The 26,874-nt window shown below is 57.2% G+C and carries 19 protein-coding genes; 8 read left to right on the top strand and 11 right to left on the bottom strand.

The window, feature by feature from the left end; translation table 11 throughout:
- Nucleotides 1-79 precede the first annotated feature (79 nt).
- Complete coding sequence (locus ACONT6_RS10975) at nt 80-1,078, bottom strand: HAD family hydrolase (RefSeq protein ID WP_428818567.1); 999 nt, start codon at nt 1,076-1,078, stop codon at nt 80-82.
- A 573-nt stretch (nt 1,079-1,651) separates the two neighbouring features.
- On the opposite strand from ACONT6_RS10975, the gene ACONT6_RS10970 reads away from it, so the two are divergent.
- Nucleotides 1,652-3,778 carry a multiheme c-type cytochrome gene (locus tag ACONT6_RS10970; protein ID WP_428818566.1) on the top strand — a complete coding sequence of 709 codons (2,127 nt, stop codon included), beginning with the start codon at nt 1,652-1,654 and terminating at the stop codon, nt 3,776-3,778.
- A 78-nt stretch (nt 3,779-3,856) separates the two neighbouring features.
- Here ACONT6_RS10970 and ACONT6_RS10965 read toward each other — a convergent pair whose 3' ends face one another.
- Together ACONT6_RS10965 and ACONT6_RS10960 are read right to left on the bottom strand one after the other, a co-directional pair.
- The gene (locus tag ACONT6_RS10965) at nt 3,857-5,371 is read right to left on the bottom strand and encodes an arylsulfatase (RefSeq protein WP_428818565.1); all 1,515 of its coding nucleotides are present in this window, start codon (nt 5,369-5,371) and stop codon (nt 3,857-3,859) included.
- Between the two features lie 113 nt (nt 5,372-5,484).
- Nucleotides 5,485-6,498: an AraC family transcriptional regulator ligand-binding domain-containing protein gene (locus tag ACONT6_RS10960; protein WP_428818564.1), complete on the bottom strand. Its 1,014-nt coding sequence runs from the start codon at nt 6,496-6,498 to the stop codon at nt 5,485-5,487.
- 196 nt (nt 6,499-6,694) lie between these two features.
- Between ACONT6_RS10960 and ACONT6_RS10955 the strand changes: the two genes are divergently transcribed.
- The 5 genes from ACONT6_RS10955 (at nt 6,695) to ACONT6_RS10935 (ending at nt 12,618) form a co-directional block, all read left to right on the top strand.
- The gene (locus ACONT6_RS10955; RefSeq protein WP_428818563.1) at nt 6,695-7,228 is read left to right on the top strand and encodes a 2,4'-dihydroxyacetophenone dioxygenase family protein; all 534 of its coding nucleotides are present in this window, start codon (nt 6,695-6,697) and stop codon (nt 7,226-7,228) included.
- Nucleotides 7,229-7,253: 25 nt separating this feature from the next.
- Nucleotides 7,254-8,261, top strand: a complete 1,008-nt coding sequence (locus tag ACONT6_RS10950; RefSeq protein ID WP_428818562.1) for an NAD-dependent epimerase/dehydratase family protein — start codon at nt 7,254-7,256, stop codon at nt 8,259-8,261.
- Nucleotides 8,262-8,272: 11 nt separating this feature from the next.
- Nucleotides 8,273-9,112 (top strand): SDR family NAD(P)-dependent oxidoreductase, encoded by an 840-nt coding sequence (locus tag ACONT6_RS10945; protein ID WP_428818561.1) that lies wholly within the window; start codon nt 8,273-8,275, stop codon nt 9,110-9,112.
- A 137-nt stretch (nt 9,113-9,249) separates the two neighbouring features.
- Complete coding sequence (locus ACONT6_RS10940) at nt 9,250-10,839, top strand: AMP-binding protein (RefSeq protein ID WP_428818560.1); 1,590 nt, start codon at nt 9,250-9,252, stop codon at nt 10,837-10,839.
- Nucleotides 10,840-11,151: 312 nt separating this feature from the next.
- A complete protein-coding gene (locus ACONT6_RS10935) occupies nt 11,152-12,618 on the top strand; it encodes a phospholipase D family protein (RefSeq protein ID WP_428818559.1) in 1,467 nt (488 codons plus the stop codon).
- A 54-nt stretch (nt 12,619-12,672) separates the two neighbouring features.
- Here the strand turns inward: ACONT6_RS10935 and ACONT6_RS10930 are convergent, their stop codons facing one another.
- From ACONT6_RS10930 to ACONT6_RS10895, 8 genes are all read right to left on the bottom strand, one after another.
- Nucleotides 12,673-13,245 carry a hypothetical protein gene (locus tag ACONT6_RS10930; RefSeq protein ID WP_428818558.1) on the bottom strand — a complete coding sequence of 191 codons (573 nt, stop codon included), beginning with the start codon at nt 13,243-13,245 and terminating at the stop codon, nt 12,673-12,675.
- Entirely contained in the window at nt 13,238-14,050 is an 813-nt protein-coding gene (locus ACONT6_RS10925) for a DUF2092 domain-containing protein (RefSeq protein ID WP_428818557.1), read from the bottom strand. The genes ACONT6_RS10930 and ACONT6_RS10925 overlap by 8 nt, the downstream gene beginning before the upstream one ends.
- 128 nt (nt 14,051-14,178) lie before the next feature.
- Entirely contained in the window at nt 14,179-14,967 is a 789-nt protein-coding gene (locus ACONT6_RS10920; protein ID WP_428818556.1) for a transporter, read from the bottom strand.
- A gap of 287 nt (nt 14,968-15,254) precedes the next feature.
- Nucleotides 15,255-16,145, bottom strand: a complete 891-nt coding sequence (locus ACONT6_RS10915; protein ID WP_428818555.1) for a DegV family protein — start codon at nt 16,143-16,145, stop codon at nt 15,255-15,257.
- A gap of 145 nt (nt 16,146-16,290) precedes the next feature.
- Nucleotides 16,291-17,205, bottom strand: a complete 915-nt coding sequence (locus ACONT6_RS10910) for a DUF4380 domain-containing protein (RefSeq protein WP_428818554.1) — start codon at nt 17,203-17,205, stop codon at nt 16,291-16,293.
- Between the two features lie 3 nt (nt 17,206-17,208).
- The gene (locus ACONT6_RS10905; protein ID WP_428818553.1) at nt 17,209-19,881 is read right to left on the bottom strand and encodes a glycoside hydrolase family 3 protein; all 2,673 of its coding nucleotides are present in this window, start codon (nt 19,879-19,881) and stop codon (nt 17,209-17,211) included.
- Between the two features lie 313 nt (nt 19,882-20,194).
- Entirely contained in the window at nt 20,195-21,640 is a 1,446-nt protein-coding gene (locus ACONT6_RS10900) for a sugar porter family MFS transporter (RefSeq protein WP_428818552.1), read from the bottom strand.
- A gap of 271 nt (nt 21,641-21,911) precedes the next feature.
- A complete protein-coding gene (locus ACONT6_RS10895) occupies nt 21,912-23,510 on the bottom strand; it encodes an endo-1,4-beta-xylanase (protein WP_428818551.1) in 1,599 nt (532 codons plus the stop codon).
- 238 nt (nt 23,511-23,748) lie between these two features.
- Here ACONT6_RS10895 and tilS point away from each other — a divergent pair, with 238 nt between their 5' ends.
- Both tilS and ACONT6_RS10885 read left to right on the top strand, forming a co-directional pair.
- On the top strand, nt 23,749-25,047 hold the full coding sequence (tilS, locus tag ACONT6_RS10890) for a tRNA lysidine(34) synthetase TilS (protein ID WP_428818550.1): 1,299 nt from the start codon (nt 23,749-23,751) through the stop codon (nt 25,045-25,047).
- Nucleotides 25,048-25,172: 125 nt separating this feature from the next.
- On the top strand, nt 25,173-26,801 hold the full coding sequence (locus ACONT6_RS10885) for a CTP synthase (RefSeq protein WP_428818549.1): 1,629 nt from the start codon (nt 25,173-25,175) through the stop codon (nt 26,799-26,801).
- Nucleotides 26,802-26,874 lie beyond the last annotated feature (73 nt).

The raw sequence follows: 26,874 nt of genomic DNA, 5'->3' as shown, positions 1-26,874 counted from the left end.
GGTTTACTCCGGTAGCCTGAGTGTTGCTAAGCGTCGGGTTAATTGGCGGTGAAGCCACAGAAGTGATGTGTAACTGGATTCATTTTTTGTCGAAGGGAAAAATTACCTTCCAGTCATTTTTCATATCGATCACGGTCCAGCCTTTCTCGCCGGCATCGTCGAGCCCTTTATTGAGCTGGCCAATATGGGACTTCCGGTCGTAGGCCCATTCCCGCTCGCCATCGGTATGGTGCAGCAGCAGGCCGAAACGTGGGCCGTCGCCTGCGGTGGTCCACTCCATCATCTGGTAGTCCCCGTCGGAATTTCCCGCGGCAAAAATCGGCCGCTGACCAATGTACTGGTGAATACCGACCGGTTTACCTTCCTTGTCGTCCACCAGGTTGATTTCAGGAAGCTTGATAATCACCGGTTTGCCGTCGCGTACTTCGTATTTGGCTTTTATGCTGGAACCTACAACCTGATCCGGGGGGATACCGTAGGTCTGCTCCGCAAACACCCGCATAAAATCCACACCCCCGCCGGAGACGATGAAGGTCTTGAATCCATTGGCTCGCAGGTAATCGAGCAGTTCCAGCATCGGCTGGTAAACCATCTTGTTGTATGGCTGGCCGGTTTTCGGATGTTTTGCGGTATTCAGCCAGTCGCGGACATTGGACTGGAATTCTTCCGCGGTCATATTGGCGTGGGTGGCGGCCAGGATTTTCATCAGGCCCTCTTTACCGCTGGCCATCACTTTCCTTCTGTCGCCTTTGAGGATAGAGGCGAACGGCTCCTCAGTTTTCCACTCGGGGTGCTGCGGGGCCATCTTCTTGACCTGGTCAATGGCATAGATCAGTTGAAAATAGACCGGTTGCTCAGCCCAAAGATTACCGTCGTTGTCGAAAGTGGCGATACGCTGACTTTCTTCGACAAAGTCCGGGGAGCCTTTGCGGGTGACTTTCTCTACGAAGTCGACAATGGCCGTCTTGGTTGTTCCGTCATTCCAGGAGGGCAGGGGATCGGCGAGGCTCAAGGCCGGGATGAACAGCAGCAATAGCGGTGCTGTGGCCAGCATACGGAGTTTATTCAGAATACCCATAGAACTTCCCAAAATAACGCAGTGAAGTGCCTATCCAATTTGGTGCTTCTTATACCTTAGTACGTTTTTTTCAACGCCTTGATTGGCGCGAGATATTTTTTTGCATAACGCGCGCTTTTTGAGGAAGATTCGTTAATTTGGTTTAGCAGTCATTCATCTTGTCCGGACGGACTCAGGTGGGGCATTGGCGGCGGGGCGTGCGATGCCTCTTTGTGCGACGATTGGCGGCAAGTTCTAGTCGCCTGCTTGGCGCTCAATTTCCCTTTAACAGTTCTCCTTATTCGTATTAACGCGCACAAACCGGCTTCTGAGGACGATGATGCAAGAAGCTATACTCAGTGCCAATTAAAAATAATATTTGGAGCCTCGATGCGCCCGTCGATCATCCTTCTGCTCGTGACACTATTGATCACTGCCTGTGACAAGGGTGCGGATAGGCAAGATACCGTGAGTAGCAGTGCGCCGATTTCTGAACCTGTTACGAAACCAGAGCCGGGTACTTCGGTACAACCAAAGTTGCCCGCTCGCCTGAATACCGGTAGGCCGCCACAGTCTGACCGCAGCGCCGAGTATGTGGGAGCGGAACAGTGTGCCAGTTGCCACCAGCAGGCATATGATGACTGGCAGAAGTCCCATCACGATCTCGCCATGAAAGCCCCGGATACGGAAACGGTGGTGGGAGATTTCAACGAGGCAGCATTCGACTACTTCGGTACCGAGTCCACGTTTTACCAGCGGGATGGCAAGTACATTGTCCGCACCGACGGACCTGACGGAAAGCTGCAAGACTATCCGGTTGCCTACACCTTCGGTGTTTACCCGCTGCAGCAGTACCTTGTAGAACTCCCAGGCGGTCGCTTGCAGGCACTGAGCCTTTCCTGGGATTCCCGCTCGAAAGAGGAGGGCGGGCAGCGCTGGTTCCACCTGTACCCGGATGAGGAAATCAAACCTGGTGATCCCCTGCACTGGACCGGAATCAATCAGAACTGGAACTTCCAGTGTGCGGATTGTCATTCCACCAACCTGCACAAGAATTACGACCCGGCATCGCAAAGCTTTTCTACCGAGTGGTCCGAGATCAATGTGGGCTGCGAGTCTTGCCACGGGCCAGGGCAGAAGCACCTGGACTGGGCGGCTCAACCGGAAGATCAACGGGCATCCGATGCCAACCAGGGCTTTGCGATCCGTTTTGATGGCCGCCGCCAGGCGCGCTGGGCTATGGATGGGAAGACGGGAATAGCGCACATCCAGAACGAGGTGCAGACCCAGCAGGAGATCCCGGTGTGTGCCCAGTGTCACTCTCGCCGCGGCACCCAGCATCCCGGTGTCAGGCCCGCTGATGATTATCTGGATTTCTTCCATCCCGCTTTACTGAGCGATGGCCTGTATCACGCCGATGGTCAGATCAACGATGAAGTCTATGTGTGGGGCTCGTTTCTGCAGAGCAAGATGCACGCTGCAGGCGTTACCTGCAGTAATTGTCACAACCCCCACAGCCTGGAATTACGCGCGCAGGGTAACGATGTATGTGCCCAGTGCCATCTCCCGACAAAGTTCGATACCGCAGAGCATCACTTCCACCCGGCGGGCAGCGAAGGCGCCCAGTGTGTGAGCTGCCATATGCCCGATAAGGTGTACATGCAGGTGGATGCGCGCCGCGACCACAGTTTCCGCGTGCCACGCCCGGACCTGAGCGAAACCATCGGTTCGCCCAATGCTTGTACCGGCTGCCATACCGATCAGTCGAATACCTGGGCAGCAGCGATTCTGGAGAAAAAATTTGGTCAACCCGACCCCCATTATGGAGAGGCCCTTTACGCCGGGCGCACGGGTGCAGCGGATGCCGAGGGGCAGTTGCTGAAGCTGGTCATGGACGACAATCAGCCGGATATTGTGCGGGCCACTGCGATATCCCTGTTGCCGCGTTATCTGTCCCAGACCAGTGCGCAGGTTCTGCAGGTCATTGCCCAGGGTGACGATGCGCTCCAGCATCTCGGCCTGGCGCAGTCCCTTGATCAGGTGCCGCAGCAGGTACGCCCGGCGCTGGCGATTCCGTTGTTATACGAAGATGAGCGGGTAATCGCATCCCTCGCGGCCAGTGCCATGGCGGGGGCGCCGCTCGGCCAGTACCCGGAAGAAGTGCGCAAGCGTTATGCAAAGGCGCTGTCAGACTACGTGGCTACTGCGGAATTCAACAGTGATCGTCCGGAAAGTCTCGTCAATCTGGCGTCACTACGGGGCCGTGAGGGAAATCTCCCTGAGGCTGAGCGGTTGTTGCAGCAGGCGGTGGAACGTGCTCCTTATTTCACCCCCGGCGTGATTAACCTGGCGGACCTGTATCGGGCAAGCGCTCGTGAGGCGGATAGCGAGGCATTGCTGCGCGACGCCTTGAGCAATACATTCGACAAGGCACCGATCCAGCATACGTTGGGGCTAGGCCTGGTACGACAGAAGCGAATGACGGAGGCGCTTGAGATGTTGCAGGCCTCTGCGCACAGTAATTCTGCGACACCACGCTACATCTATGTGTACGCAATTGCGCTCAATTCACAGGGAAAACCGGATCGGGCGATCGATGAACTGGAGCGAGGGTTGACACAATTTCCCGGTGATCGCCAGATTCTTTCAGCCCTGGTATCGATTCACCGTGAGCAAGGGAATGCGGCATTGGCGCAAAAATATCAGCAGCAATTGCAATAGTTTCGAGGGTGGAAATAAAAGAGCGCGGTAGTTGTACCGCGCTCTTTTATGTCTGGAAAAGCTGAATAGGAGGGAGTTCTACCGGCTTTCGTTCACCTGCATGGCCGCTTCAATGGCCTTGTTGATATTCAGCGAGGCGGACTTCTGACGCGGTGGAAATTCCTTGAAGGTTTCCAGATGCTCGTTCAGGATCTGGATCGCAGGTTGGAACACCCAGCTTTTGCGCATGATCTGGTGGAATCCGGTAACGCCATCGTAGTGTTCCAACGGGTCCTTGCGCAGGTTGAATAGCTTGGGCATGGTGTGGGTGACCATATCTTCGTAGTAGCGGCCACCGGGCTTGGTGGCGAAGTGCATTTTCCACGGGCCGACACGCAGCGCGGTTAACTGGGATTCGTAGTAGTAGAAAATCTTGTTGCGCGCTGACTCTTCACTTTTACCCATCCAGTAATCGAGGTTGTTTTCCCCGTCGATATATACCTTGTCGGACTTCTTCAGCTTTTCCCGCAGGTTGGGCTCGCCCAGTGCCGCAGCAATGGTTGGGAATACGTCTTCATGTGAAGAAATTCCGTTGCGCTTCAGGCCCGAGGGAATCTTGCCGGGCCAGCGCACCAGGAATGGCACGCGTACGCCACCCTCCCAGGTTGTCATTTTTTCACCGCGGAACTTCGTGGTGCCCGCATCCGGCCAGCTGCTTTGCTCGGGACCGTTATCCGTGGTGTAGATGACAATGGTGTTGTCGGCAACACCCAGCTCATCCAGCTTGTCCAGCAGCTTGCCCACATGGCCGTCGTGTTCAATCAGGCCACTGCCAAACAGATCATCCTCTGAGCTAAGCTGGGTAGCCAGGTTACGGCTCTCGTCTTTCAAATGAATGTACACATGCATACGGCTGGTAGCGTGCCAGATAAAGAACGGCTTGCCCGCTTTTTTTGCGCGCTCCATAAAGTTCAGGCTGCGCTCCAGGATTTCCTCGTCAAAGGTTTCCATACGCTCGCGGGTAAGCGGACCGGTGTCTGTGATCTTGCCATCCGCGTAAGACTCGATGACGCCTCGGGGGCCAAAGTTTTTCTTGAACTCCGGATCCTTCGGGTAGTCCTCCTGCTCCGGTTCCTCCGATACGTTCAGGTGGTAAAGGTTGCCGTAGAACTCGTCGAACCCGTGTTTGGTCGGCAGATGTTCATCCAGGTCACCCAGATGGTTTTTTCCGTATTGCGCGGTCATGTAGCCCTGATCTTTGAGAAACTCTGCCAGGGTAGGGTCGGCTTCCTTGATCCCCAGCGGGTTACCGGGCTGCCCAACCGTGGTCAGGCCCGTGCGCACCGGAAGCTGGCCCATCAGGAAGGCTGCACGGCCAGCGGTACAGCTGGGTTGTGCGTAGTGGTCGGTGAACAGTACGCCCTCGTTGGCGATCCGATCAATGTTGGGCGTCGGGTAGGTCATACCGTGGGAATAGGCACTCAACGAGACCTGCGCCACGTCATCCACCATGATGGCCAGAATGTTGGGTTTTTCGGCGGCTTGTGCGCTGATTGATGCGGTGAGCCCGGCCAGCAGGGACGCGGCCGAGGCAAACAACTGTAAAGCTTTCAAGGGAACTCCTGATACCACAATAAAGTGTCCCAGCAAGCATAGTTGAGTGTTTGTGGTGTTACGGCCAATCCCGTGCCAACGCATGGCGGTTCATCGATTGTGTGATTTTGTGTTTACTTGTTCAGCGGCGCGTTCTGATACCGGGCTTTCCAGTCGCGGGGAGATTGTCCGGTCCAGCTTTTGAAATTACGGCTGAAAATGGCGACATCGGCATACCCCAGATTGAGTGCCAGGTCGGTGATACTGAGCTGTCCGTGCTGCAGGTTGCGCTGGGCGACTTCCAGACGGGTTTTCTGTAATAGCTCGCGAAAGGTCGTTTTTTCTGCCTGCAATTTTTTTTGCAGCACCCGGGGGTGGAGGTTGAGGGCGGCGCCGACGCGCTCGATATTGCACTCGCCACTGGGAAGCAGGTTGCCGATGATGTGGCAGACCTGGGCCTGCAGGTTACCCGGGTAGATGGTTTCCAGTAGCTGGATCCGTTGTTGAAAGTGCTCCCTTAACAGCTCCTCATCCAATTGCGGCTTTCGTGAGAGCCAGATGAGGGGGAAGCTGATACCGCCGAATTCGCTCTGGTACAGGATATGTCCCTCGTACCGTGCGGGCATCTTCAGAGCTTGGGCGGGGGCTGCCTGTGGCAAGTGCAGCTTCAGGCTGCTCGCGGCGCTGCCGACCATTTGTGAAAGCAGGTTGAAAGCCTGCCCGGCACTCAGCTGCATTAACTGGACGAGCCCGGAGGCGTTGGAAAAATCGAAGCTCAGCTGTAGTTCCAGGGTGTCTCCACGGGTGGCCTGCTGTACGTGAACGCCGTATGCATGCAGGCTGATGTGCTGCCTGGAATAGACCAGCGCGTCAGCCAATGTGGGTTGCTGGCGGATGGATAACCCGATTTCTCCCAGTGCCAAAGGACCCTGGTGCGCACACAGGCTAAGGCAGAACACCGGATCGCCGCAGGCGAGGGCGGTCGCGTCCAGCAGGTCGGCGAGACGGGTGTACGAGACATAGGTATTCGGGTCGCGCAGCTGAGCGCTGCTGAATCCGAATTGCTGCAGCAGGGTGGTCGGGTTCTGCCCGTACTGGCTCACCAGCTGTTCGTAGCCTTCGATGGCACCGCTGCGGATTAGGAACATGTTGGGCTCCTCTTCGGATCGTCGTTCTCTACGGGCTCAATATAGTTCGCAAATAGTCAAGTTGTGTTCGCAAAAAGTCAAGTTAGTGCTTGCTCTCCTTCCTAGACTGGCGCTGTTCCCTCACTCCTGTGAATTGGTCGCTGAGGGCAGGGGGAAACACAATAAAAACTATTGACTCAACTACTGGAGAACGGCGATGAGTGAAGCAAAAACCCCGGTTTTGGACCTGTTGGCCGCAATGCAAAGCGGCGGCGTTGTCTCTCGCGATGACGCCAAAGAGGCGATCCTGATTCAAGAAAATGACCTGCCCTGGGTCAGCCTGCCCGACGGCTCACTGCTGCAGGTTCTGCATGTAGATCTCAACCAGAACCTCTGGATTATCCGCAACAAGTTCAAGCCCGGTTTCGGTGTTGAAACCCACTATCACACCGGTCCTGTGTTTGCGGTGACCACGGCGGGTGAGTGGTTCTACAAAGAATACCCCGAGAAGATCAACAAGGCTGGCTCCTACCTGTTCGAGCCTGCGCACTCCGTACATACCCTGACCGTTGCAGACGATGCCACGGAAGACGCGGAAGTCTGGTTCGCGATCTTTGGCAGCAACGTCAATATCGACGACGACGGCAACGTGACCAGCGTGCTGGACGCCAAAACCGTGATGACTATTTACCGCGCGCTGTGTGAAGCGGAAGGTAAAACCTGCGAGAACATGATCGTCGTTGGCGAATAAGCAGTTGGCAGAGCGCGAGGTGACTATGAGTCAGATGAACTCGGCTTTCGTGACCGGGGCTGGCGGCTTTATCGGCCGCCACCTGGTGCGCCAGCTACTCACTGAAAAAGTGAACGTTGTGGCGCTGATGATGCCCGGAGAGCGCGTACCCGAAGAGTGGGCGCTTTGGGGCGATCAGCTGCGTACGGTCATTGGTGATGTGCGAACGCTGACCAGCCTCGCGGATGAAATCGGGCCTGTGGATGCGATTTTCCATCTGGCCGCGGTGGTCGGTGACTGGGGTGCACTCCAGTCCCATGTGGATATCACCGTACATGGCACCGAGCAGGCCATTGACCTCGCCTTGCGCTGGGGATCCCACTTTGTGGTCACCACCAGTGTCTGCGCCTACGCCAGTGCACTTGCCAAGGGCAAGCTGGATGAGCAGACGCCTCTGGGCAAGCCCTGTTCCCCCTACGAATTCTGTAAACAGGAACAGGAGAGGGTGACCCTGGAGGCGGTAAAGCATGGTGGGCTGAAAGCCACCATCGTGCGTCCGGGCAATGTCTTCGGCGTTGGCAGCGGACCCTGGGTCAATACGATGCTCGAGTTGTTGCGCTCTGGTCAGCCCTGCCTGTTAGGCCGTGGCGACTGGGATGCGGGCTTGGTGCACGTGGAAAACCTGGTGGCGATGCTGATTGCCGCAGCGCGTTCAGAATGTCACAACGGTGATATTTTTATCGCAGCAGATGGTTATGGCGTTACCTGGCAGCAGTATTTGCGTCGCCTTGCCGCAATTGCTGGTGCACCGGATCCCAAGTCTGTCCCCAATAGTCTGGCCCGCACTCTGGCCCCGGTGCTTGAGTTCTTTGGCCACCTGTTCAGGCAGAAACAGCGCCCCATGATTACCCGGCAGTCATACCGACTGATGGGCGGCCCTAACGAATTCTCCAATGAAAAAGCGCGTCGCGAGCTGGACTTCCGCCCCCTGGTCACGTTTGATCAGGCCATGGGCGAGCTGGAGAACCATTTCAAATCCGCGGCGAAAGTCTGAGGGTGAACAATATGAGTAGCTGGAAATATGGTGCGCCCAGAGTGGCGTTTGTATCCGGTGGTGGCAGTGGTATTGGCCTGAACCTGACCCGGGCACTGCTGGCCGACGGCGCTTCTGTGGCAATTTTTGACCTGAAGGTAGAAGACGCTCTACTGGAAGAGTTGCGTGGGCTTTGCAAAGCGAGCAGCGCCAATGTCGAACGTTTTGTGGTGGATATTACCGATCCCGTAGCGGTCGAACGCGCGATGGACGAAGCCGCCGCAACGCTTGGGCATCCGGACTTTGCCATCAATTGCGCCGGTATTCTGCGCACCGCGGTATTTACCGAAATGTCGTATGAAATGTTCGACCAGAGCATGCGCGTTAATCTGTACGGCAGCCGGAACTTCGCTGCCGGTGCACTGAAACATATGCGTACCGGCGGTCATCTTGCACTGATCGCGTCGCTGGCGGGCATGTGTGGCAGCTACACCCACGGTGCCTACGCAACCTCGAAATTTGGTGTTGTCGGCCTGGCGGAAGTACTGCGTACCGAGCTGAAACCCGAAGGCATCGACGTATCCGTGGTATGCCCTGGCGAAATCTCTACCCCGATGCTCGAGGAAGAGCGCCGGGTGGGAAGTCCGGTGACCGAAGCATTGAATGAATTCGCTGGCGTCTTACCGGTTGAGGTTGCGGTAGATGGCATTCTTGACGGATTGCGCAGGCGCGAATTCATGATTACCCCGGGATTCCGGGCGAAGCTCACCCGTTACCTGGCCCGCAGTCATACCGGGCTGTTCCGCTGGATTGTGGACAGCAAGGTGGCGAAAGCGCTGGTGCGGTTTGGCGACAAGGCAACGGCGAAATAATTGGATACTTGCTGGCCAGATTGTCATTTAAATTACAAACTGCCACCGGGATATGATGATTTACTGCGGCACTAAAACCGGTTTTTAGTGTCGCAGTTGCTTGACCGGATACCAAAACAATAAATGTCGGAGCGATTATGGGAGATCAAAACATGCAAGTACGGGAAATGAGTCGGGATGCAGCCAACCTGGCGGAGTTTATCGGCCAGTGCCTGGAAAAATTCCACGATAAACCCGCTTACCACTGCCTCGGGCAGACGCTGACCTTCGCCGAGATTGACCAACAGTCCCGGTATCTCGCCCAGTGGCTACAGCACGAATGCGGCCTCGAAGCCGGCGACCGTATTGCCATCCAGCTGCCAAATATCACCCAGTACCCCATCGCCGCTTACGCCGCACTGCGTGCCGGGCTGGTGGTAGTGAACACGAACCCGCTGTACACGCCGCGGGAAATGCAGCACCAGTTTTCCGATTCCGGTGCCAAGGCACTGGTGATTCTTGCTGACTTTATCGACAAGTTCGATGAGATCAAATCAGCCACCCAGATCGAGCACGTTGTGGTAACCGGACCGGCAGACCTGCTGGGCAAGGCCGTTAGCGCGCCAGACGGGTACCATGGTTTTGTCGATGCGGTGACCCTTGGCGCTGATTGTGCCGAGCTGGTGGAGAGCACCGCGACCCGCGAGGATATCGCGGTATTGCAATATACCGGTGGCACCACCGGTGTAGCCAAGGGCGCGAGCCTGACGCACGCCAATCTGCTGGCCAATACCGACCAGATGCTCCAGCGCATTATGCAGCGCGGAAACGAAGGCGAGGAGATCTTCGTCTGTCCGCTGCCGCTGTACCATATCTACGCGTTTACCGTGAATATGCTGACGTTCTTCGGTATGGGCAGCATGAATGTGTTGATTCCCAACCCGCGAGACATCGACGGTTTCGTGAAAATGATTGCGCCGTTCCGCTTTACCGGTATTGCCGGCCTCAACACGCTGTTCGTGGGGCTTTGCCGTCACCCGGAATTCAAGCAGCTGGATTTCAGCAGCCTGAAAATGACCTTCTCCGGAGGTACCGCCCTGACCAGCAGCGCGGCCGAGCTCTGGCACCAGGTGACTGGCTGCCCGGTCACCGAGGGCTGGGGCCTTTCCGAGACCTCACCGGTTATCTGCCTGAATGAATTCGGCCGCGAAGAAATCGGTACCGTGGGTCCGGTACTCGAGAATACCGAAGTACAGGTGTGGGACGAGCAGGGCAACGCGCTGCCCCAGGGCGAGAGCGGCGAACTGGTGGTGCGTGGCCCGCAGGTGATGCAGGGCTACTGGAACCGGCCGGAAGAAACCGCCAAGGTCATGCACAATGGCTTCTTCCGCACCGGCGATGTGGGCCTGATCCAGGACAACGGCAATATCCGCATTGTCGATCGTCTCAAGGACATGATCATCGTATCCGGATTCAATGTGTACCCTAATGAGGTGGAAGATGTGCTCTGCCGTCACCCGCAGGTGATTGAGGCCGCAGTGATCGGTGTACCCAGTGAGCAGACCGGCGAAGCCGTATGTGCCCACCTGGTGGTAGACGGGGAGATCGACCAGCAAGCACTGATCGAATTCTGCCGCACACAGCTGACCGCCTACAAGGTGCCCAAGCAGATCGTCATTCAGAGCGAGCTGCCGAAGTCTACGGTGGGTAAGATCCTGCGCCGGGAGCTCCGTACCGAGCCGGCTTGAAGCCAGACCGACCTACGAAAACGCAGCCTGTGGCTGCGTTTTTTTTTGCCCTTCACTTTTCCGCACGTTCGATTCCCCCCTGTCTACCGTCGTACTAAACCAGCGAGCGGCTAGACTGTAGGCAGTAGACCGACTTGCGTGTTCCCGGATCAATGAGACTGGGGAATTCAGCGTCGGGTCGCCATCAGCAACTGTTTGTAAATCATGACTCCAGCACCCATCCCCCTTTTGCTAAGCCTGCTTTCGTTATTGGCACTGCTATCCGGGTGTGGGGACTCCAGCGACATCGGAATGGCCGCACAAACTCGACCCGTGACAACCAGCCTGAAACCCGCCACCGATTCGCGACTTGCGGAAGGGATTCGCGATGCTGCAATAGGCAAGTCAGATAAGTTGTCGGGCTTTTACTTGCTGGATGATGGACTGTCGGCCTTTGTTGCCCGGGCAGTGTTGATCGAAGAGGCGACAGTCTCGCTTGACCTCAAATACTACATTTACGAAGACGATAGTGTGGGCCGCCTGCTGACCAGCCTGTTGCTGAAAGCCGCGGATCGGGGCGTGCGGGTGCGTCTTCTGGTGGATGACCTGGGTACCCGTGTGGTCAATCCCTGGATTCTGGCACTGGATCGCCACCCGAATATGCAGATCCGGGTGTTCAATCCTGTCGAGGGACGCAGTGGCGTCAAACGTGCGCTGGAACAGGCGATTAATCTGGGGCGCATCAATCATCGGATGCACAACAAGTTACTTGTCGCTGATGGCCTGGCAATGATCACGGGCGGGCGCAATATTGCCGACGGTTATTTCTCTAAATCGTCGGTGGAATTTCTCGATGTGGATGTGCTGGCGATCGGTGAGGTCTTGCCCCAGTCCGGACAGGTTTTTGATGACTACTGGAACAGCGTGGTTTCGGTATCTGTCTCTGAATTACTCATCGCCGATGATGAAACACACAACCTCGAAGAGCTGCGCAAACGCACCCGAAAGCTGCTCGATGATGAAGCGGGCAGCGAATTCACCCGCGCCCTCGAACAATCCAAAATGGCTGCGGAGCTTGCCAATGGCGATATACCTTTCCGGTGGGGAAAAGCCAGGCTACTGGCCGACCCTCCGGAAAAGGCGCTGGGCAAGGACGATATTCCCCGCGAGGAGTATCCTGGATTTCAGCTTGAAGAAATCATTCGGGACTCGAAGGAACGGCTGAATATCAGCGCCGCATACTTTATACCCGGCGTGATCGGCACCGACCTGTTTACCGGGCTGGAAAAACGTGGGGTCAGCGTCGGCATTCTAACCAACTCGCTGAGCAGCAATGACGTGGCTATCGTGCACGGTGCCTATGCACGCTACCGCAAAAAGCTGTTACAGGCGGGGGTGGATCTCTGGGAGTTGCGTACCGTGGCCGGTGAGGAACGACGCAAAAAGTGGTTCCGCGGAGAATCCAAGGCCACATTACACGCGAAAACCTTTGTGATGGATCATCAACTCGGGTTTGTCGGTTCGATAAACCTCGATGGTCGCTCGCTGCTTTGGAATACCGAAATCGGCTTGTTGATGGAAAATACGCAGGTCAATCAGCAACTGCACGAACTGTTCACAGATTGGGTTGCCCCAGATTCGGCCTGGGCGGTGAAATTATCTGACTCGGACAAGCTTGAATGGCATGCCGAGGATGAAGACGGCAACCCCATCGTGGAGCACAAGGATCCGGAAACCACGCTTTGGCAGAGGAGCCTTTCGTGGCTGTTGTCCTGGTTACCCGTCGAATCTCAGATCTGAGTTTGTTCCCGTCACTTTCTTGCGTGACGGTTTGCTGTGTTATTGCGTCGCAATTCAGGGCGCAGGCACAACCTCATAGACTACCTGGGTGCCAGCATAGCTGGGACGGTACCAGGTGCCATTGCAGTCCTCATAGGCCACTCCGTTCACCACGCGCTCCGCACACTCACCGGGCAGGTTGTACACCATTGCGCCGACCGCCGCGCCGGTAGCGACACCCGCCCAGTAACCGGGGGCAGGGTAGGGCCAGTAATGTCCGTGTGGGTGATGGTCATGATGATTATCCCCGCGACCATCTCCGCGACCATCCCCGTGGTGATCACCGCCATCGTGCGGAGGGTGATGTTCCGGGCGCGGGCCGTGATAGGGCGGTACTCGGTGAATGTCACCTCCCATTGGTCGATCGGGATGAATGGGACCTATCGGACGCGCTGGACCGTTGGGGCGAAGTCCCATACCACCGGAAAATCCCGGGTGAATATTCACGCGCGGACCACCAAAGTGACCGCCGCCGAAACCCGGGCGCGCCAGTGATTGGGTGGCAGTCCACAGCAGGGTTCCAGTCGCCAATCCGATACACAGTGTTTTGACCAGGACTGTATGCCTGGAGCGCAGGTGGTTATTCATTACTACCCTTCTCCCTATCCTCCGCATCCCTGTCTTGCGCTGGCTTCAGTTTTTTAAACGGGATTTTGCGAAAATCCTTGTCCATCTTGGGTGTGAACAGGTTGTCGTTGAGAGAGGTCCGATCGTTCCAGTTGATCGTTGCGGTAAAGCGGGGCTGCCCATACGCGTGATAGCTGACCGTGGATATTTTCAGCGGTAGCGGATCATCCCCCTGGGTTACCCACGCCTCCCAGTCCAGTTTGGGACCGCGAAATGCCCAGTGATCAACAGTTTTTCCCTGTATTTCTGACTCGCCGATATAGATCGCGCTCTCTACTTCCAGCGTTTGCCCGTCTTTTGCTCCCCAGCCGATCAAATCCACCAGGGGAATTTCCAGGCCGTAATCTTGGGCGGCACGCATAAGTGCTTCAACGGAGGAAGACCTGGCTTCGATGATGCCGTAGTATTTTTCATTCGGGGCAATGATCGTCAGCTGCTTGCCATCGTGATAGATCAGCCGGCTAATACTTTCTGTCTCGAGTTTCACCAGCAGCTGGTTGGGGCGTTTGAAGTAAACATGGGTTGTGCCGGCAATCTGGATTTTTTGTCCGTTGTCGAGTATTACATCGGAAGTGAGTTCGGTTTCGTAGACCAGGCGTGACTTTCCAGATAGATGTTTTTCCAGGCTGCGAACAATTTTGGTGGCTTCCTCAGCTGGATCTTTGCTAGTGGACTTTTGCTGTGAGTCTTGCGCAGCAACCGATGATGCCCAAAGAACCGGGTTGGCGAACGTAAAACAGAGAAGCAAAAATTTCAGAAGCGCCATGGGTAAACCCGTTCCTCTCTTCACGCCCTTTCTTTACATTTGAAAGCAAACCGTTTCGACAAATAAAAGCCGTGACGACAGCATATGATGCTTTTGGCCAACGCCAAAACTTTGCTAATTTTCTGGGTTTATTTGGGGAAAAGCATGATCCAGTTCAGGCGGAATCCCCAGTCCTGGGAACCAGTGGCCGGGCTTTCCGCATAGTAACGCGGACCTGCCTGAACCTGATACGTCTGTTTGCCGACCTTGAAAACTTTGGCCACGAGAAAATGCACCGGTACGTTCCACTGTTCGGTCTCCCAGTCGTATGTGGATTCCGTCTGTAGCGTAAATGTCCAGGATTTGGGTGTGTTGTATGCCAGGAAGGGCTGTACGAAGGTACTGTTCACATCGGCGCGGTTGTCATCCCCGGCGAAAGACCAGATATGATTCACCAGGCTACCGATGGTCCAGGGACCTGTCTGCTTGAGCACTACCCCTGTCGGCCCTGCACCCCATTTCTCCGTACCCAGCAAGGGTTCGGTGCCGGTTGGTACGAGGAATACAGGGCCGACACCCCAGGTAATACCGCCAGCGCTGGGTTCAGCGGGCGAGAAAAATGCACTCTGCACCGTATCCCCCAGTCCCGTTTGATCGCCACTGCCAGGAAAAATATTCTCCTGGTTCATGACCGGCAAAATGGTGCGGCTGATCAGGTTCCATTTTTCGTTAATAGAGATGGGAATTACCGGCTGGACGTTCAGGGTGAATCGGCGTCCACCTTCGGTTGGGCCGACACGATTGTCCCAGTTGTATTGAAACGGCACACTGATCAGGTCAGCCACTGGATTACTGAGCTTTTTGGCAAGATCTTCATCGGCGCTGGACGCAGAGCTGAATAGTGCCAATAGCAGAATGGCGGCGAAATTTCGGTACATGCTTTCCACCTTTGACAGAGGTACTACGGAACATCTTTCTCCAGTCTAGATGTACCGTGACTTGAATGTTCTTTGGTGTCGTGGTTGTCGACATGCACTGAAAAATGGGAAGGATCAAATGACAGCGAGGGAATAGCTCGGGGGAATAGTTTCGGGGGAATAGTTTCGGGGGAATAGTTTCGGGGGAATGAAAGTTGGGCGAGGTCGCGTTCGTTTGACGAGAAAATTTCAGGGAGCCCCGCAGCGGGCGCAAAAACGCACCCGCTGCGGCACCGGTTGCCAGTAGGTTACTTGGCTGCCATCGCGAGAGCGACAGTTCCGGGACCGAGGTTGATACCGCCAGAGAGACTCATTACCGAACGGTAGAGTCTTACCTTGTGTGCTTCAGCGACTTTTTCGAGTTCCTTGAAACCCGGGGTCAGCTCTAAATCTTTCAGTGGACCTGCAATGCTGACCACAATGGCCGGCATCAACAGTCCGCCGGCCTGTATTTTTTCTGCGGCCAGTTCAAACAGGCGTCGGGTGCAACCGTCGTAGGTCTTGACGGTATCGGCAACGGTAGACCCCTCGTAAGTCATGGAAATGATGGGGTGCAAGCTGAGTGACTTGGCCATAAACGCCTTAAGCCAGCTCACGCTTTTTTCATTTTTCTGGCGACCGCGTTCGCGCAGGTAATACACATCCTGGATCGCGGCATAGCCGACGATTTTGCGACCGAACTCTTCCGCGCGGGACTTGATCTGAGCCCCCGTCAATCCCTTTTGAATCAGCGACAGGGTATACAGAGCCAGCAGGCCCTGACCTGAAAACAGGGTGTGGGAGTCCACAGTGTGAATATTCACCGAGTCGTTGCCCAGCTTGCGAGCGACGTTTAGTGCATTGGTATAGGTGGGACTGTTGGCGGCATTGATGGTCTGGACCACGATGTCCTTTTGCCCCTGCTGGACCAGCTCGGCAAGTACCTGCTCGATTTCAGGTTCCTCGGCGGGGCCGGAATTAACCACCCGAGAGCGGTCTACCAGGGAGCGGGAGTAAAAGTGGTTCATTTGCGCGGGGTTGCGCTGGTCCCCAAATACATCTTTGCCCACGCTGATGCTGTGGGGTAATACCGGCACCCGGTATTTTCGCAGTAATTCGTCGGGAAGATCACAGCCGGAATCGACAACTAACTGAACCATGGGATACCTCTTATTCTGTGGCTCAATGTCAGAACACTGCGGTCAAATTTAGCACTTTGTCACAATTTGCGACAGCTCCTATCGGGAGCTGTCGGCTTGAAGGTGTGACTGTTTGGTCGGCTGTTGCTCCCGGAAATCTTGCGTCTTAGCGGTGCTTTGAAAGCTGTTTGACCTGTTTGCGTACAAAATCCAGCAGGGCGGGGGACCCGCTGCGGACCTCGAGGCCTTCCGGCAGTTCTGTGACCAGCCATTCCACGGACCAGTCCAGTCCTTCACCGCCCTTGAGGCTATGGGCGGCACTCTGTACTTCCAGTTCCAGGAATGGCAGTTCGCCGCTCAGGTACAATTCGATATCCCCTTCGCCGCTCGCCATTTCACGTATGGAGACCTTGGGGTACACCTTCAAATACAGCAGCCGATCCACCGCGTACGCCAGCCAGCCCTCGGTTCCGTTTGCAACCACTTTACCTTCGACCAGTGGCGCGCCCGCTGCCATGGGGAGCCACAGGGTATCGTCTTCCAGTTCATAGGCCACCCGTCCGCGCACGGTCTTCACGCTGTCGGTGGTCACCGGGGCAAACGCCAAACCGCGGTTGGGCACTCGGGTGATTTCCCAGGCGGCGATTTCCGGGAAATCCCGACTGGCATCGATGCGATAGTCCACGGTGGCGCTTTGCCCGCTGTTCAGGGTGACGGTCTTGCTCACCCGTGCGCCGCCTCCATAGGCGCTGGAGAGCGTGGCGGACTCGGCTGATTTGGCAGACACCACATAGGGCGCGGTGTCGTGCTCGGGAATCGGTGGCCAGTCCCACAGGGTCTGGGGACTCAGCCAGAAGGTGGAGCCAAAGCTGTTCGCTCCCGGTTGCGGAACAGCCAGCAGGTCGCGATCCCCGTACCAGAGCTCGGTGATACGCCCGCCGTATTCAGGGTCCAGTGCCAGCTTCAGGGAGTCCTTACTCAGCCGGATGGAGGTGTCTTCCGCGGCGCTGACGGAAGCCGCCAGCAGCGCAGACAGACCGAGGACTGTCGAGGTGTTTTTTAGTACCTGTGCAAACATCATGCTTCAGCCCCCGCAGCGAATCTGTGCCTGGTCACCCGCGCCGGGCACGAACTTGATATTTGCCACCGCCATGGCGAGCTTGCCCGCACTGTGGAATGACAGCCCCTGGGATACCCGGGAAAAGTCCGCACCGGCTTTGGCAAAACACTGCAGGTCGATGGAGATTTTTGACCAGTCTCCCTGTGGCAGGTCAGCCAGCGCCTGTTGTAGCGGAAGCGAGCCGTTGCAGTTATCGCCGTCGCAGGCAATGCCTGCAAATACCGGTGCTTCGGGCGCCTGATCTACACGGATATCCATGGTGAGGGCGGAGCCCTCCTCGAGATAGCGGGTCAGGTCCTGGGGCTTTTGTGTTTGCAGTAACACACTGCCGGCGCGCAGGCCCTTCCAGGTGAGCGCGCGGGCATCTTCCTGAGACAGCATGTCGATGGAGGCAACGGTGATGTTGTCGTCGGCGCTGCTGGCAAGGTTGCCGCTCACCCAGAGCGGATCCTGTTCACTGTCGGCAATAAACAGTTTCCACGGGGCGCGGGGGCGGGACACCATCAGCCAGGCATCTTCGAGCTTACCATCGACATAGGATTCCCCGTCTTCCCCCAGTTTATTGGCGACCAGGCGATCGCTGCCCAGGTTTTCGCTGGAGTAATCGAGTCCGTATCCGTAGGCGAACAGCGGCGCATAGTTTTCATCGTCCCGGTTGATAACGGTCTGGTGTACCTGCTCCGGCCAGCTGAAGGACAGGCGTCCGGTAAAGTCGTAGCGCTTACTCCCTTCGCCATCGGTGAGGATAACGTCTGCGACTCCGGCACCCTCGGAGCCCGGTAGCCACGCGGCCACAAAGGCGTCTGAAAGGTTCATTTCCTTGTTTACCCACAGCGGGCGTCCGGAAAGGAAGATGCTGACCACAGGGATATCCTGTGCCTTCAGTTTTTGCAGCAGTTCCTGGTCTTGCTTGCTGCCGAGCTGGAATTCAATGCTGGCCAGGTCGCCGTGCCACTCGGCATAAGGCTCTTCTCCATACACGACAATCGCCACATCGGGTTTAGCTGCATCGCCAAAGGCCCCGGCGGGAATATCGCCGTTCTCACTCAGCACCACGTTACCGCCAGCCGCGTCCACCGCCTGTTTGATGCCGGTGTAAATGGAAGTGGCACCGGGGAAATCTTCGGCGGTATTGCCGGTTCCCTGCCAGGAGATGGTCCAGCCACCACTCTGTTTGGAGATATTGTCGGCGCCGTCACCGGCAACGAGGATGTTTTTGCGCGCATCTACCGGCAGAAGTTCGCCGTTGTTTTTTAACAGTACGAGAGACTTGCGCACGGCTTCGCGGGCGATGGCGCGATGTTCCGGGCTGCCGAGGACACCGGTCTTGCCCGCCAGCGGGCGGTCGCGTTCAAAAAGACCAGCGCGGATCTTTACCCGCAGAATACGGCTTACCGCATCGTCGATCCGGCTCATGGGAATCTCGCCACTTTTTACCTGGGCGATGGTGTTCTTTAGCAGTGCCTTCCATTCGGCAGTGATCATAAACATGTCGAGGCCGGCATTGACGGCTTGGGCACATCTGTCGACGGTACAGCCTTCTACAAACCGGTGACCGTTCCAGTCGCCAACCACAAAGCCGTCAAAACCGAGACGTTCCTTGAGGACATCGGTGAGCAGATATTTATGGCCGTGCAGGCGTTTACCGTTCCAACTGTTGAATGAGGCCATCACCGACTGGACCCCGGATTCCAGCGCGGTGAAGTAGCCTGCAGCGTGGATTTCTGCGAGCTCTTTTTCACTCACCCGGGTGTCGCCGCGGTCGATACCGCGCGTGGTGCCGCCGTCACCGACAAAATGCTTGGCGGCGGAAACCAGATGGCGGCCATCGAGGAATGCGTCGCTGTTCTTTTCGCCCTGAATGCCCTTGATCATTTCGCGGGCGTAGGCGGCGACGATTTCCGGGGCTTCGGAATAACTTTCAAAGGTGCGGCCCCAGCGATCGTCGCGCACTACGGCGATGGTGGGGGCGAAGGTCCAGTCCACGCCGGTCACTGCAACTTCACGGGCCGTGGCTTCGCCGATACGGCGGATCAGTTCCGGGTCGCGGGCGGCACCGAGGCCGATATTGTGTGGGAACAGGGTCGCGCCGATCACATTGTTGTGGCCGTGCACGGCGTCGGAGCCCCAGATGATCGGGATGGCCACGCCGCCATCGGAGGTATCCATTGATGCGGCAAAGTAGTCATCCGCCAGCTGGCGCCAGTCGTCCGGTGTGGCGAACTTGTCGTTGTTGGGGAAGGTGCCGCCGCCGTTCAGGATGGACCCGATGTGGTATTGCTTCACCTCTTCCGGGGTGATGTATTTGATTTCCGCCTGCATCATCTGCCCGACTTTTTCCTCGAGACTCATTTGTGAGAGAAGTTCACTGATGCGGGTTTCGAGTGCACTGTCGCTGGGTAGGGCGGGCTTGAGCTTGGGCCAGTTTTCCAGCGACCGCTGTTCAGTGCTGGCTGAGTGTTGTTCAGAGTGTTCCGGAGCTTTACGGCTGCTCTGCGCGGTCTGTTCCGTCTGGGTTTTACTGCCGGAAGACGGATTACCCTGATCGCTGCATGCAGTGAGACCTATGGCCAGGGCGATGGCGCCCGCAAGGCGCAGAGGTTTGGTTTTGGCAAGGCTACCGGTTGGGTAATTCATGGTCACTCCGGGCGGGTGTTTTTGTTGATCTTCGGTAAAAAAAACAGGGCGCTCCTGAGAAAGGGTGAGAACAGGAGCGCCCTGAAGAGCTGGGGCTAAGCCCCCTCAGGAGACGGTTGGTGAAGTGCAGCTGGCGCGTGGCTTGAGCAATTTCACGTCCCCGCTGTTATGACGCACAAACCGCCGGAAAAGGCCCCGGCGGTTGTGGAAGATTCAGAAAAAAGTGCGTCCTTGCATAACGGGCGCCATCCACTGGCAGGCAAGGTGTACTCGGGAGAGCAAAATTTCGGACCGTCAGCGCTTTGGTGTGGACTCAGCCGCGCATCTGCTCCAGTTCCAGCCCCTTGGTTTCGTGGACCATATAAATCACGAAGGCAATGGAGAGCAGGGCAAACAGGGTGTAGATCGCGTAGGCACCCGCAAGACCGATACCCGTCAGCATAATCGGGAAGGTCATGGTGATGCCGAAGTTGGCTACCCACTGTGCAAGCCCCGATACCGCCAGGCCGGACCCGCGGATCTGGTTGGGAAACATTTCCCCGAGCATGGTCCACATGGCCGGGCCCCAGGAGCCGTTGAAGAAAAATACGTAGGCATTGGCGGCGACCAGTGCCAGTAATCCCATTCCCTGGGACAGTTGCAGTTGACCACTGCTGTCCAGCGTGGCGCGGGTAAAGGCGAAGGCAACCAGGCCGAGGGTGACGGCCATGCCGATGGAACCGCCCAACAGCAGGGGTTTACGGCCGATCCGGTCGATCAGGGCCATGGTGATCAGGCAGGCGCCGATACTCACCCCACCGGAGATGATGTTGATCATCAAGGCGTCTGCTTCGGAAAAGCCTACGGCCTGCCAAAGCACGGCACCGTAGTAGAAAACCACATTGATGCCGACCAGTTGCTGGAAGGTGGCGAGGCCGATACCCGCCCAGACGATCTTGCGCATCTTGCCCACACGGCGTCCGGTACTTTCCAGCAAGTCACGCAAACGCGGGCGATGATCGCCGGCCACCGAATCGCGGATGCTGTCCAGCTTTTCGGCAACCGCTGCCTCCCCGTAAAGCTTGCGCAGCACCGCAGTGGCTTTGGCGGTTTGTTTCGACAGCACCAGATAGCGCGGGCTCTCGGGAATCAGCAAGAGGGCGAGGAAAAACAGGGTCGCCGGGCCAATTTCGATCCAGAACATCCAGCGCCAGGCGTTGTAGCCCATCCACCATTCGTTGACCGCAGACCCGGCCACATTCGCGAGCCAGTAGTTGCTGACAAAAGCGGCGAACAGACCTGAGATAATGGCGATCTGGTTGATGGTGATCAGGCGCCCGCGAATGGCAGCCGGGGCGATCTCGCTGATATAAGCGGGCGACATCACACTGGCTGCGCCGACTGCCAGACCACCCAGAATGCGGTAGAACACAAACTCCGGTGAGCTGGTGGCCACACCGGATCCCCAGGCGCTGATTACGAATAGCACGGCTGAGATCAGCAGCAGGGTCTTGCGCCCCCACATGTCCGCCAGTCGCCCTGCAAAGAAGGCGCCCACTGCACAACCCAATAGCATGGATGCCACGTTGAAACCGGTACCGGCGGTATTCGAGTTGAATGCCTGCTGCAGGCCGGTCACGGTACCGTTGATCACGCCGCTATCGAAGCCGAACAGAAAACCGCCGATGGTGGCAACACTGCAGATCAGAATGACGAATAACAGAGAAGGGGATTCCTGGCGGGCCGCTGCGCCCTCCAGTGATGTCTCAATCGCTTGCATGGGGATACTTCCTGGTTTTTATCTTTTTTTTCGCCACTAGGGCGTTATTCCGCTTTCCAGTGTGACGTTTGACGCCCAGAAAAGCGTCCTACTTTGCGCTGGATCGCAAAGTAGGACGTCGAAAACATCCAAACGACTGGTCAATTCAGGGTGAACTTGCCCTCAAGCCCTGACTGGGCATCGGGTGCTATCCACACCTAGTAATTGCCGGGCCGACGCAATTCCAGAATCTGCATAAGCGTGTTTTTTATCCGTCAAATTACCCCGGGGTTTATTGGCCGAGCAGCGCCTCGGCGACGCCGTCCAGTGCGGCTTTCTCTTCATAGGGACCATCTGCCGGGCCTTTGAATAACAGCGGCCAGTCGTCTACGCCCTGGCGGCTGTCGAAATCCAGTAGCCAGCTGTCTCCATCCCAGAGTCCCCACACGGTAATGCCTCCGCGCTGCTGGGGCGGTACCACATCCATATAGGTTTCGACGATGGATTTGTAGCGGGCTTTCTGCATCGCGGCGACTTCCGGGGTGTAGCTGGTGTGCTGGGGGAAGGGCGTAGAGGCATAGGGATTGTTCACCGGTACATCCAGTTCGGTGATTTTCACCTTCAGTCCGCGATCCACGATGGCCTGGAAGGCAGTGCGCATCTGGGAGGTGGAAGGCCAGTCAATCTGTACGTGCATCTGGAATCCCACGCCGTCAATGGGCGCGCCATCCGCGAGCAGTCCGTCCACGAGCTGCAGCAGGCAATTCAGCTTATTGCCGTTGCCGCCCTCGGTGTCGTAGTCGTTGTAATACAGGTCGGCATCAGGGTCCGCGGCATCGGCAGCGAAAAAGGCTTCCGAGAGGTAGTCGCTACCGACCCGCTGATAAAACAGGGAGTTGCGATAACAGCTGGACTGGTTCTCATCGATCGCCTCATTGACCACATCCCAGCTGTCCACGCGACCGGCAAAGTGTTCGGCGATGGTGGAGACATGGGAGTTCAGCATGGCCTGGAAGTCGCCGTTGTAATTCTTCATCCAGTTGGGTACCTGGTAATCCGAATGCCAGATAAAGGTGTGCCCGTGAATCCCGATGCCGTTGCTCTCTGCCCAATCCACCATTTGATCCGCGTTGGCGAAATCGTAGGTGTTTTCCTGTGGATGCAGGTAGCTCATCTTCATGATGTTACCTGCAGTAAGCTGGCTGAAATGCTGGGCAATGGACATCTGCTTTTCCGGAAGACTGAGGAAACTGCGGTTTTCATTGCCGGCGGAAACCGCTACGCCAATCGGGAAGGGGGCTAGGCTGTACAGGTTTTCCGCAGAGGCTCCGGACGAGCTGCCACTTGATGAGCTGCCAGAAGAGGAACTGCTCGAACTTGATGTGCCGCCGGATGAACTGCTCGACGAAGAGCTGCTGGAGGACGAGCTGCTGCTTGAGCCGGACGAGCTACTGCTACTGGAGCCGCCGGAAGACGAACCGCCCCCGTCACACAGGCTGCCGGTGAGTTGGGGGATCTCGACAGTGCCGCCGGCTGTGCCCTGAAAGCCAAATTCTGCGATCTGCCCCGGTTGCAGGGTGCCGTTCCAGGCCGCGTTGCTGGCGATGTACGGATTATTGCCACTCAGTTCAGAGCTCCAGTGATGGACGATGCGGTTGTCGCCACTGTACTGCCACTGCACCTGCCAGTTGTTGACCGTTTGTGCGGTATCGTTGCTAACGCGCACACTGGCGACAAAGCCGGAGCCCCAGTCGTTACTGATACTGTATTCACAGCTGGCGACGGCATTTCCGGCACAGCTGCCGAGTATTGTCAGGGCGAGTGCTCCGCTCAACCGGCGGAGCAGCGGCCTGGGCCGCTGAAGCATTTTGGGAATATTGAAGGTTTTCATCGCTATTCTGTTCTCTTATTTCTCCATTGGGTGAACTCTTGTGCTCCCTACACTGGCGGGCACATGGTTGGGACGTATTGCGTTGATCGGCTGACATGGGCGCCGTCTTGTTTTGTGCGTCAGGTCTACCTTATGGTCGTTAGGACCATCTTGTTTGCAGTGAATGCATGTGCCGGACCCTGAGCGTGTCCCCATCGGGGCGGGTATACTCCCCGCAAATGACCGCCGGACCCGATAAGTGACAGCCGTTAGCGAAACTCTCTCCAACCTGATCAGCGATGCCCTGACACGCCATCCGGCGTCGGGACGCTTGTGGGTGGGGTACTCCGGCGGCCTGGATTCCACCGTCCTTCTACATTTATTGGTCAGCGCGGAAGTACCTTTCACCGCAGTCCATGTGAATCATGGCCTTAGTCCACAGGCCGATAAATGGCAGGCCCATTGCGAAGCCGTGGCGAGGGAGTTGGGGGTGCCTTTTACAGGGCGCAAGGTGCAGGTCTGTCGCGAGGATGGTGGCCTGGAACGAGGGGCACGCAACGCGCGCTACCGTGTGTTCGAGTCGGTAATGGCCCCGGGGGATCAGATACTGTTGGCCCATCACGGGGACGACCAGGCGGAAACACTTTTGCTGCGACTGATGCGCGGCGCCGGTACCCGGGGGCTTGCGGCAATGGATGAGTGTCGGGCACTGGGGCCGCACTGCACCGTATTGCGTCCTTTATTAAGTGCGTCGCGAGCCGAGCTTGAGGCGTATGCCGGTGCTCATGAACTCAAGTGGATTGAAGACGAAAGTAATACCGACCCGGCGTTCGACCGGAATTACATGCGCAGCCAGGTACTTCCGGCGCTGACGGCGCGCTGGCCGGTGGTTGATCGCGTGTCCCGCGCGGTGGAAAACCTGCGGGAGTCCGCGGGCCTGCTGCAAGAGGTCGCGATGGATGACCTGCAAAGCTGCGCGCGCCGCGAGGCCAGATTTGGAGAAAGTATCGACCTTCAGGTCTTCCGGGCGCTGTCGGTTCCCAGGCAGAAAAACCTGCTGCGGACATGGATCCGGCAGGTGGGGGGAGGCATGCCCGAGTCCGCGCAGCTGCACCAGGCCCTGGAGCAGGTAGATGCGGAGGTCGATGCCCAGCCCGCGGTGACACTGGGGGAGCGGGTACTGCGGCGCTATCGTGATCGCCTCTATCTCACACCACAATTACAGCCTCTGACTGACTCGGCAGCTGGGGAGAGCCTGTGGCAATGGGATGGTGTACGCAATCTGGAATTGACCAATGGCTGGATCCTGCAGCCGGGCCCCGGATGGCCGGCGGGGGAATACATAGTCCGCTACCGGCGCGGTGGCGAACGGGCGCGGCCTTCGAGTCGCGGCCACTCCCAGATACTGAAGAAGCTGCTTCAGGAGTATGCCCTGGAGCCCTGGCTGCGCGGTCTGGTTCCGCTGATTTATGCCGGCGACGAGTTAGTGGCGGTAGGGGACCTGTTCGTCGCTGCCGGAGGCCCAACTCAACCCCCAATTTGGCGGTTTTTAGATTGAGCAGAATCCCGCTTTCTGGTAGTCTGGCGTCCCATCTCAAAGGCCCCGGGTTGCGCAAGAACGCGTCCCCAGAGCCAGTCCCGCACGCCCGAACTCGTCGGGCATTCAACTGACCAAGGTTTTGCATGACGCGCTATATTTTTGTCACTGGCGGCGTGGTTTCCTCATTGGGGAAAGGTATCGCTTCCGCCTCTCTGGCTGCAATTCTTGAAGCCCGTGGCCTCAAGGTTACGATTCTCAAGCTGGATCCGTACATCAATGTGGACCCGGGCACCATGAGCCCCTTCCAGCACGGCGAGGTCTATGTGACCGAAGATGGCGCCGAGACGGATCTGGACCTGGGCCACTACGAGCGCTTTATCCGCACGCGCATGTCAAAGCGCAACAATTTCACCACCGGCCGGGTGTACGAAACCGTGCTGCGCAAAGAGCGCCGCGGGGATTACCTGGGCGGTACCGTGCAGGTGATTCCGCACATCACCGACGAGATCAAGCGCCGTGTGATTGAAGGTGGTCGCGACGTAGATGTTGCCATCGTCGAAATCGGCGGCACTGTGGGTGATATTGAATCCCAACCGTTCCTGGAATCTGTGCGCCAGCTGCGTGTGGAAATGGGTACCAACCGTGCGCTGCTGATTCACCTGAGCTATGTGCCTTACCTCGGCACCGCCGGTGAAACCAAAACCAAGCCGACGCAGCACTCCGTAAAAGAGCTGCGTTCCATTGGCCTGCAGCCGGATATCCTGCTGTGCCGTTCCGAGCGCGCCATCGACGACGACTCCCGTCGCAAGATCGCCCTGTTCACCAACGTTGAAGAGCGCGCAGTTGTGCCGCTGCCGGACGCCAAGACCATTTACGGCGTGCCGCGTATGCTGCACGAATACGGCCTCGATGAGATCGTGGTGGAAAAGCTGCAGCTCGAATGCGAAGCCCCGGACCTGTCCGAGTGGGACGCGGTGGTCGACGGCAAGCTGAACCCGCAGCACGAGATCAAGATCGCCATGGTCGGCAAGTACATGGAGCTGCTGGACGCGTACAAGTCCCTGATCGAATCCCTGGTGCACGCAGGTATCAAGAACCGCACCAAGATCACCATTGATTACATCAATGCGGAAGACGTGGAAGGGGAAAACGGCCTCGACCTGATCAAGGGCGCAGACGCTGTTCTGGTGCCCGGTGGTTTCGGTGAGCGCGGTTTGGAAGGCAAGCTCGAATCCGTGCGCTATGCCCGCGAGAACAACATCCCGTTCCTCGGCATCTGCCTCGGTCTGCAGTCTGTGGTCATCGAGTACGCGCGCAATGTACTGGGCCTCGAGAATGCCAACAGCACCGAATTTGATACCAAAACACCGCACCCGGTAATCGGCCTGATCACAGAGTGGATCGACAGCGAAGGCAAGGTCGAGAAGCGCGATGAAAAGTCCGATCTCGGCGGAACCATGCGCCTCGGCGGTCAGGAATGTCGCCTGGCGAAAGATTCCAAAGCCCGCGATATTTATGGCAAAGATGTCATCGTTGAACGCCATCGCCACCGCTATGAAGTCAACAACAACTATGTTGACCGCCTGCAGAAAGCCGGCCTCAAAATCGGTGGCTGGTCTGCGGATGACACCCTGGTAGAAATGGTTGAACTGCCCGAGCATCCCTGGTTTGTGGCCTGTCAGTTCCACCCGGAATTCACTTCGACACCGCGCGACGGCCACCCGCTGTTCGAAAGCTTTGTGGCGGCGGCACTGAAGCACAAGCAGGCTTAAAAAGAAGAAGGTGGGGGAGCGCAAATGCGTTCTCCCATCGCCTGCTGTCCTGTCTAAGAATTAAAGCGATGAC

The sequence above is a fragment of the Microbulbifer sp. MCCC 1A16149 genome (assembly GCF_050368945.1).
Taxonomy (GTDB): domain Bacteria; phylum Pseudomonadota; class Gammaproteobacteria; order Pseudomonadales; family Cellvibrionaceae; genus Microbulbifer.
This window is presented reverse-complemented; position numbering and strand designations above follow the sequence as displayed.